We start from the raw sequence: 6,607 nt of genomic DNA, 5'->3' as shown, positions 1-6,607 counted from the left end.
AATCTTCAGTTTTTACTTGACAAGTGTTGTTATAAATAATAGAATAGTAGAAAACTTTTAAAGCAGTCCAGAGAGGCGGCTAAGGTTAGACAGTGAAAGGGTGGAGACTACCCGTTTTTCGTGGAACCTAGCTGCTAGCAGGTTCCTTTTTTTGAGCAATGGACTGTCAGCAAAGAATAGGAGAAAAGAATGCGTGAGAGTCGCCCGGTCATTGCTCTGGATTTTCCAAGTTTTGAGGAAGCCAAAGAATTTTTAGCCCTTTTTCCAGCAGAGGAAAAACTCTATGTCAAGGTAGGAATGGAAATCTACTATGCAGTAGGTCCCGAAGTTGTGCGTTATTTGAAATCATTGGGACATAGTGTTTTTTTGGATCTCAAGTTGCATGATATTCCAAATACGGTCAAGTCAACCATGAAAATCTTGTCAAGTCTGGGTGTCGATATGACTAATGTTCAGGCTGCAGGTGGACTTGAGATGATGCAGGCCGCGCGTGAAGGCCTTGGTGATCAAGGGATTCTTATTGCGGTGACCCAATTGACCTCAACATCCGAAGAACAGATGCAAGACTGTCAAAATATCCAAACTAGTCTGCAAGAATCAGTGATTCACTATGCTAAGAAAACAGCTGAAGCTGGATTGGATGGAGTGGTTTGCTCAGCCCAAGAAGCTCAACTCATCAAGGAAGCTACAAACGAAGATTTTATCTGCTTGACACCAGGTATTCGACCAGCGGGCACTGATGTAGCGGATCAAAAACGGGTTGTGACCCCTGGTCAAGCCTATCAAATCGGTAGTGACTACATTGTAGTAGGCCGTCCTATCACACAGGCAGAAGACCCTGTAGCAGCCTACCATGCTATCAAGGAAGAATGGACACGCGATTGGGCCTAAAGCGTATTTGATTATAGATTTAAGAATAAGAAGGAGTATACCATGACACTTGCTAGAGACATTGCTAGCCATCTATTGAAAATTCAAGCGGTTTATCTCAAACCAGAAGAGCCTTTCACTTGGGCATCTGGCATCAAGTCCCCGATTTACACGGATAATCGTGTGACCCTAGCTTACCCGGAAACTAGAACTTTGATTGAAAATGGTTTTGTGAATGCTATCAAAGCAGCTTTCCCAGAGGTAGAAGTCATCGCTGGTACAGCGACAGCAGGGATTCCACACGGAGCTATCATTGCTGACAAGATGAACTTGCCTTTTGCCTACATCCGCAGCAAACCAAAAGATCACGGAGCTGGAAATCAAATCGAGGGCCGTGTGGCCCAAGGACAAAAAATGGTGATTGTGGAAGACCTGATCTCAACTGGTGGCTCAGTTCTCGAAGCAGTAGCAGCTGCCAAACGTGAAGGTGCAGATGTTCTTGGTGTCGTAGCGATTTTCAGCTACCAATTGCCAAAAGCAGATAAGAACTTCTCAGACGCAGGTGTCAAACTTGTGACGCTTTCTAACTACAGCGAGCTCATCCACCTGGCCCAAGAAGAAGGCTACATCACACAAGAAGGACTGGATTTATTAAAACGATTTAAAGAAGACCAAGAGAATTGGCAGAATGTCTAAAACATAGAAAATCAGGTAGTCGCTAGGATTACCTGATTTTTTGTGATTTTCATTAAGTATTATTCTACTTTTCCACCTTCAACGACGAGGTCATCTGGTTTAGCAGCGTCACCGTAGGTTGGGTGAAGTGTCTTTTCATAGGCTTTGTGGAAGAAGTTTTCCTTACCCAATTTTTCAATTTCTTGGTTAATGTAGTCAAGCAACTCTTGGTTTCCTTTTTGGACTGCTGGTGCAATGGTATCGGGTTCTCCAAGTGAAGTAATGCCGACTTCAAATCCTTTGTTTTCAAGAGCCCAAGCTAGAACTTCAGTATTGTCAGTTGAAAAGGCGTCTCCACGTCCGTCCAGAAGGGCTTGGTAAGCGTCACTATATTGGTCGTATTTTTGAAGTTTGATTTCAGGATGATTTTTTTCAAAATAGGTTTCGGCAGTAGTACCTTTTGTGACAATCAAGGTTTTACCATCGAGATCTTTAACATCCTTAATGACCTTATCTTTAGGTGAAACAACACCGAGTGAAACTTTCATGTAGGGAAGGGCAAAGTCAACTTGTTTCTTACGTTCGTCTGTCACGGTAAAGTTGGCAAGGGTGATATCTACCTTGTTAGAAATCAAGTATTCCGCACGGTTGGCCGCGTCGACAGAAACGTATTTAACCTTAACTCCAAGGTCTTGAGCTAGTTGGTTTCCGAGTTCAATATCATAACCTTGGTAGGAACCGTCGTTATCAACGTAACCAAAAGGTTTTTTGTCTCCAAATACGGCAATACGAAGTTCACCGCTCTTTTTAATTTCCTCAATGGTGCGAGCTTTGGCAGTGGTTTTGCCTGATGCAGCATCAGAGTTTCCACCTGAGCTACAAGCTGTGACAAAGATAAGTGCAAATGCTAGAGCAAAAACAGTTAGAATTGGTTTGATGATTTTCATAAAAATCTCCTTTATAGATATGAGCCAAACTGGCTAAAGTCAAAGACGTTTAAAAATTCCTGTGCACGTTTGGTTTGTGGATTGGTAAAGAAGTCTTGAGCGGTTCCTTCCTCAGCGATCTTTCCTTGATCAAGAAAAATAATCCGATCTGCAATAGCTTGAGCAAACTGCATTTCGTGGGTTACCAAAACCATGGTGCGACCTTCTTGAGCCAAGTCATTGATGAGTTCCAAAACCTCACGCACCATTTCTGGATCCAGTGAAGCGGTCACCTCATCAAAGAGGATAATTTCTGGATGCATGAGAAGAGCACGTACGATAGCAACCCGTTGCTTTTGTCCACCAGATAATTGACGAGCGAAGCTATGTTTTTTATCAAGCAATCCGACGCGTTTCAGTAATTGCAGGGCTTCTTCTGTCACCTCTTTCTTGTCCCGTCCTTGTGCTTTGATAGGACCTAAGATAAGATTCTGCAGAACGTCCAGATGGGGAAAGAGTTCATAACTTTGAAAGACCATGCCAATCTTTTGGCGAACCAAGTGAAAGTCTTTCTGGTTGCCAACAATAGACTGGCCATCCAGAAGAATATCTCCACCCTGAATGGTTTCTAAGCCATTGAGACAGCGAAGTAGGGTACTTTTCCCGCAACCAGATGGTCCTAGAATGACGACAACTTCCCCCTTTTTGATATCCAGAGAAAGGCCTTGGAGGATGGGATTGTCTCCAAAGGATTTTTTTAGGTCCTTGATTTCTAATATAGTATCAGACATTTAGTTCCTCCAGTGTTTTTCTAAGTGAGTAGATAGTTTGGAAATGGGGAAGCAAACTGCGAAATACAGAACCAGAATGGTTCCGTAGATCCAAAAGGAAGCAGTTGGGATGGTCAAGCGATTGCTATCGATGATTTGCTGTCCTACCTTGGTAACTTCAACAACCCCAATCAAGACAACCAAGGAAGTGGTTTTAATCATCCGAGTAACCAGATTGATGGCCTGCGGAAGCAATCTTCTCAAGACCTGTGGAATGATAATGTGATAGTAAAGTTGGAAGTTAGTTAAGCCCAGTGCCTGTCCGCTTTCAAACTGATGTTTAGGGAGGGAAGTGATAGCTCCACGTACCAAGTCTCCCATTTCAGCTGTTCCCCAGAGAGTAAAAACGATAATAGCCGAAGTCTCGCCTGAGATATTGATATTAAAGTTTCGAGCCAATCCGAAATAAACGATAAATAGTAGTACCAGCTGGGGCATGATACGGATGAATTCTAGATAAAAACGTGTTAAAAAACGAATAATTTTAGAATGGGAGGTCATGATGATTCCCATGACTGTTCCGAAAATCATTGATAGAAGGACAGAGAGTATGGAAATACCAATTGTGACTCCCAATCCCTGTAAGATTCGCAGGAGATTATTTCCCTGAAAGAGTACTTGTATTCCCGAATCCTGCATGGCGAAGCCTCCTTTCTATCCAACTAAAGAATAATGATACAGGTAGGAGCATGATAAGATAGGCCACTACCAACATAGCTAGTGCAATGTCTGTCTCATAGTAAAGTCCAATCAAGTCCTTAGCAACGTACATAAGATCGGCTAGAGCTACTGCAGAGAAAACAGAAGTCTCCTTAATCAGGAAAATTACATTGGCACTGAAGGACGGCAGAGCTACTGCTGTGGCTTGTGGTAAGACTACGTATCGAAAAACCTGAGTGGGTGTTAGACCGATTGCTAAGCCAATCTCATGCTGAGTTTGACTAACTGCTTCCAGCCCGCTTCGGAAGGATTCGGCCATGTAGGAGCCACCCAAAAAGATGAGTCCCAGTGTTGCACAGATCTCCGAGGAGAGGACAATCCCTATCCGAGGAAGCCCGAAGTAGAGAAAGAAGAGTTGAATCAAAAGGGGCGTATTTCGCGACAGTTCGATATAAGCTGTGGCTAGTTGCGCAAAAATAGGAATGCGATAATGCCGAATGATACTAACGATTAGACCAACAAGAAAAGAACCCAAAATCCCCCAAACTGCGATGTGTAGGGTCAGAAAGAATGCCTTTTGATATAGCGGTAGATATTGTTCAACAATGGACCAATCCAAAAGAGAACCTCCCATCTAGGAATAATATAGTTATTGTAGCACTAAAAAGCACATTTGGATAATAAATATTTTTTATCGCAGTGATAGAAAATATTTATGTGTAAAAGTAGCAAGGTAACTCCATAATTGACAAATGTAGATTTTAGTAGTATACTACTATTATACATAATTGACAAATGTAGATTTTGGAGGTGTGTTGATGCAGATTTCAGATGCAGAATGGCAGGTTATGAAGATTATTTGGATGCAGGGGGAGCAGACCAGTAGGGATTTGATCAGGGTTCTGGCAGAGCGGTTTGACTGGTCCAAGTCGACGGTTCAGACACTTTTGGCTCGTTTGGTTGAGAAAGAGTGTCTGACTAGGAAAAAAGAGGGCAAGTCCTTTGTTTATTCAGCCCTTTTGACTCTAGATCAAAGTCGAGACTTGCTTGTCCAAGATATCAAAGACAAGGTTTGTTCCCGTAGGATTAAGAACTTGTTGGCTGATTTGATTGTGGAATGTGATTTCACTCAGGCCGATTTAGAAGGTTTGGAAGCTGTGATTTTTGAGAAAAAAGCCAGCGCAGTTGCTGAAGTAAAATGTAATTGTATGTAAAGGAGACACCATGTTAAATAGTATTGTAACCATTGTTTGTATTGCCCTTATCGCGTTTATCTTGTTTTGGTTTTTCAAAAAGCCTGAAAAATCTGGACAAAAGACCCAGCAAAAAAAAGGCTACCAAGAGATTCGAGTGGAAGTCATGGGGGGCTATACGCCTGAGTTGATTATTCTTAAAAAATCAGTGCCAGCCCGCATTATCTTTGAACGCAAGGATCCGTCACCCTGTCTGGATCAGATTGTTTTTCCAGACTTTGGTGTGCATGCGGATCTTCCTATAGGTGAACAATATGTAGTGGAAATCACACCTGAGCAGGCTGGAGAATTTGGCTTTGCATGTGGTATGAACATGATGCACGGTAAGATGATAGTAGAGTAGGAGAAAACTATGACTGAAATTGTGAAAGCAAGACTAGAAAATGGCATTCAAAAAATCCGTATCCGAGCTGAAAAAGGCTATCATCCAGCCCATATCCAGCTTCAAAAAGGGATTCCAGCTGAGATTACCTTTCATCGTGCAACTCCTTCAAACTGTTACAAGGAAATCCTTTTTGAAGAAGAAGGAATTCTAGAACCAATCGGCGTGGACGAGGAGAAAACAATTCGTTTTACTCCTCAAGAGCTGGGTGAGCATGAATTTTCATGTGGCATGAAGATGCAAAAGGGAAGCTATACCGTAGTTGAGAAGGCTCGAAAATCTCTATCTCTCTTGCAACGTTTTTGGATTACCAGCGTCTTTACTCTGCCTCTTGTTTTCCTCATGATTGGGATGTTGACAGGGACTATTAGTCATCCAGTCGTGCATTGGGGCACCTTTTTAGCCACAACGCCTATTATGCTGGTAGCAGGTGGTCCTTATATTCAGAGTGCTTGGGCCAGCTTTAAAAAACACAATGCCAACATGGATACCTTGGTGGCACTGGGAACTCTAGTAGCCTATCTTTATAGTCTAGTAGCCCTCTTTACTGGCCTCCCTGTTTACTTTGAAAGTGCGGGATTTATCCTCTTCTTCGTTCTTTTGGGGGCGGTTTTTGAGGAAAAAATGCGAAAAAATACTTCCCAAGCTGTGGAGAAATTACTGGATTTGCAAGCTAAAACAGCAGAAGTCTTGCGTGAGGATTGTTATGTTCAAGTTCCCTTGGAGCAAGTCAAGGTAGGTGACCTGATTCGAGTGCGCCCTGGTGAAAAGATTGCGGTTGATGGTGTTGTTGTCGAAGGCGTCTCCAGTATTGACGAATCCATGGTGACAGGTGAGAGCCTGCCGGTAGACAAAACAGTTGGAGATACGGTCATTGGATCAACTATCAATAATAGCGGAACCCTTGTTTTTAAAGCGGAAAAAGTTGGTTCAGAGACTGTTTTGGCTCAGATTGTAGACTTTGTGAAGAAAGCTCAGACCAGCCGAGCACCAATTCAGGATTTGACGGAT

The 6,607-nt window shown here is 42.7% G+C and carries 9 protein-coding genes; 5 read left to right on the top strand and 4 right to left on the bottom strand.

Features of this window, described 5'->3' with window-relative positions:
• Positions 1 to 189 precede the first annotated feature (189 nt).
• Both pyrF and pyrE read left to right on the top strand, forming a co-directional pair.
• A complete protein-coding gene (pyrF, locus tag SORDD16_RS00215; RefSeq protein ID WP_061451878.1) occupies positions 190 to 891 on the top strand; it encodes an orotidine-5'-phosphate decarboxylase in 702 nt (233 codons plus the stop codon).
• 42 nt (positions 892 to 933) lie between these two features.
• Positions 934 to 1,566: an orotate phosphoribosyltransferase gene (pyrE, locus tag SORDD16_RS00210; protein WP_061451877.1), complete on the top strand. Its 633-nt coding sequence runs from the start codon at positions 934 to 936 to the stop codon at positions 1,564 to 1,566.
• Positions 1,567 to 1,625: 59 nt separating this feature from the next.
• Here the strand turns inward: pyrE and SORDD16_RS00205 are convergent, their stop codons facing one another.
• From SORDD16_RS00205 to SORDD16_RS00190, 4 genes are read right to left on the bottom strand one after another with little or no spacing between them, the layout of a single operon-like run.
• Positions 1,626 to 2,492: a cysteine ABC transporter substrate-binding protein gene (locus SORDD16_RS00205; protein ID WP_061451876.1), complete on the bottom strand. Its 867-nt coding sequence runs from the start codon at positions 2,490 to 2,492 to the stop codon at positions 1,626 to 1,628.
• A gap of 11 nt (positions 2,493 to 2,503) precedes the next feature.
• Complete coding sequence (locus SORDD16_RS00200; protein ID WP_061451875.1) at positions 2,504 to 3,262, bottom strand: amino acid ABC transporter ATP-binding protein; 759 nt, start codon at positions 3,260 to 3,262, stop codon at positions 2,504 to 2,506.
• Positions 3,263 to 3,940, bottom strand: coding sequence for an amino acid ABC transporter permease (locus SORDD16_RS00195; protein ID WP_061451874.1), 678 nt, complete (start codon positions 3,938 to 3,940; stop codon positions 3,263 to 3,265). It abuts the gene before it with no gap.
• Positions 3,900 to 4,580, bottom strand: a complete 681-nt coding sequence (locus tag SORDD16_RS00190; RefSeq protein WP_061452257.1) for an amino acid ABC transporter permease — start codon at positions 4,578 to 4,580, stop codon at positions 3,900 to 3,902. Before SORDD16_RS00190 ends, SORDD16_RS00195 begins: the two co-directional genes overlap by 41 nt.
• A 199-nt stretch (positions 4,581 to 4,779) precedes the next feature.
• Between SORDD16_RS00190 and SORDD16_RS00185 the strand changes: the two genes are divergently transcribed.
• From SORDD16_RS00185 to SORDD16_RS00175, 3 genes are all read left to right on the top strand, one after another.
• The gene (locus tag SORDD16_RS00185) at positions 4,780 to 5,175 is read left to right on the top strand and encodes a CopY/TcrY family copper transport repressor (protein ID WP_061451873.1); all 396 of its coding nucleotides are present in this window, start codon (positions 4,780 to 4,782) and stop codon (positions 5,173 to 5,175) included.
• Positions 5,176 to 5,185: 10 nt separating this feature from the next.
• Positions 5,186 to 5,557 (top strand): cupredoxin domain-containing protein, encoded by a 372-nt coding sequence (locus tag SORDD16_RS00180; RefSeq protein ID WP_061451872.1) that lies wholly within the window; start codon positions 5,186 to 5,188, stop codon positions 5,555 to 5,557.
• 9 nt (positions 5,558 to 5,566) lie between these two features.
• Positions 5,567 to 6,607: HAD-IC family P-type ATPase (locus SORDD16_RS00175; protein ID WP_164966465.1), on the top strand; the 1,041-nt coding region annotated here is incomplete at its 3' end.

Origin of the sequence: Streptococcus oralis, assembly GCF_001578945.1 — a bacterium.
In the GTDB taxonomy this organism is placed as follows: Bacteria; Bacillota; Bacilli; order Lactobacillales; family Streptococcaceae; genus Streptococcus; species Streptococcus oralis_Q.
This window is presented reverse-complemented; position numbering and strand designations above follow the sequence as displayed.

Coding starts and splice junctions, on each gene's coding strand:
- SORDD16_RS00195 (WP_061451874.1), bottom strand. CDS start 3,940: ATGCAGGATTCGGGAATACAAGTACTCTTTCAGGGAAATAATCTCCTG.
- SORDD16_RS00200 (WP_061451875.1), bottom strand. CDS start 3,262: ATGTCTGATACTATATTAGAAATCAAGGACCTAAAAAAATCCTTTGGA.
- pyrE (WP_061451877.1), top strand. CDS start 934: ATGACACTTGCTAGAGACATTGCTAGCCATCTATTGAAAATTCAAGCG.
- SORDD16_RS00180 (WP_061451872.1), top strand. CDS start 5,186: ATGTTAAATAGTATTGTAACCATTGTTTGTATTGCCCTTATCGCGTTT.
- pyrF (WP_061451878.1), top strand. CDS start 190: ATGCGTGAGAGTCGCCCGGTCATTGCTCTGGATTTTCCAAGTTTTGAG.
- SORDD16_RS00185 (WP_061451873.1), top strand. CDS start 4,780: ATGCAGATTTCAGATGCAGAATGGCAGGTTATGAAGATTATTTGGATG.
- SORDD16_RS00205 (WP_061451876.1), bottom strand. CDS start 2,492: ATGAAAATCATCAAACCAATTCTAACTGTTTTTGCTCTAGCATTTGCA.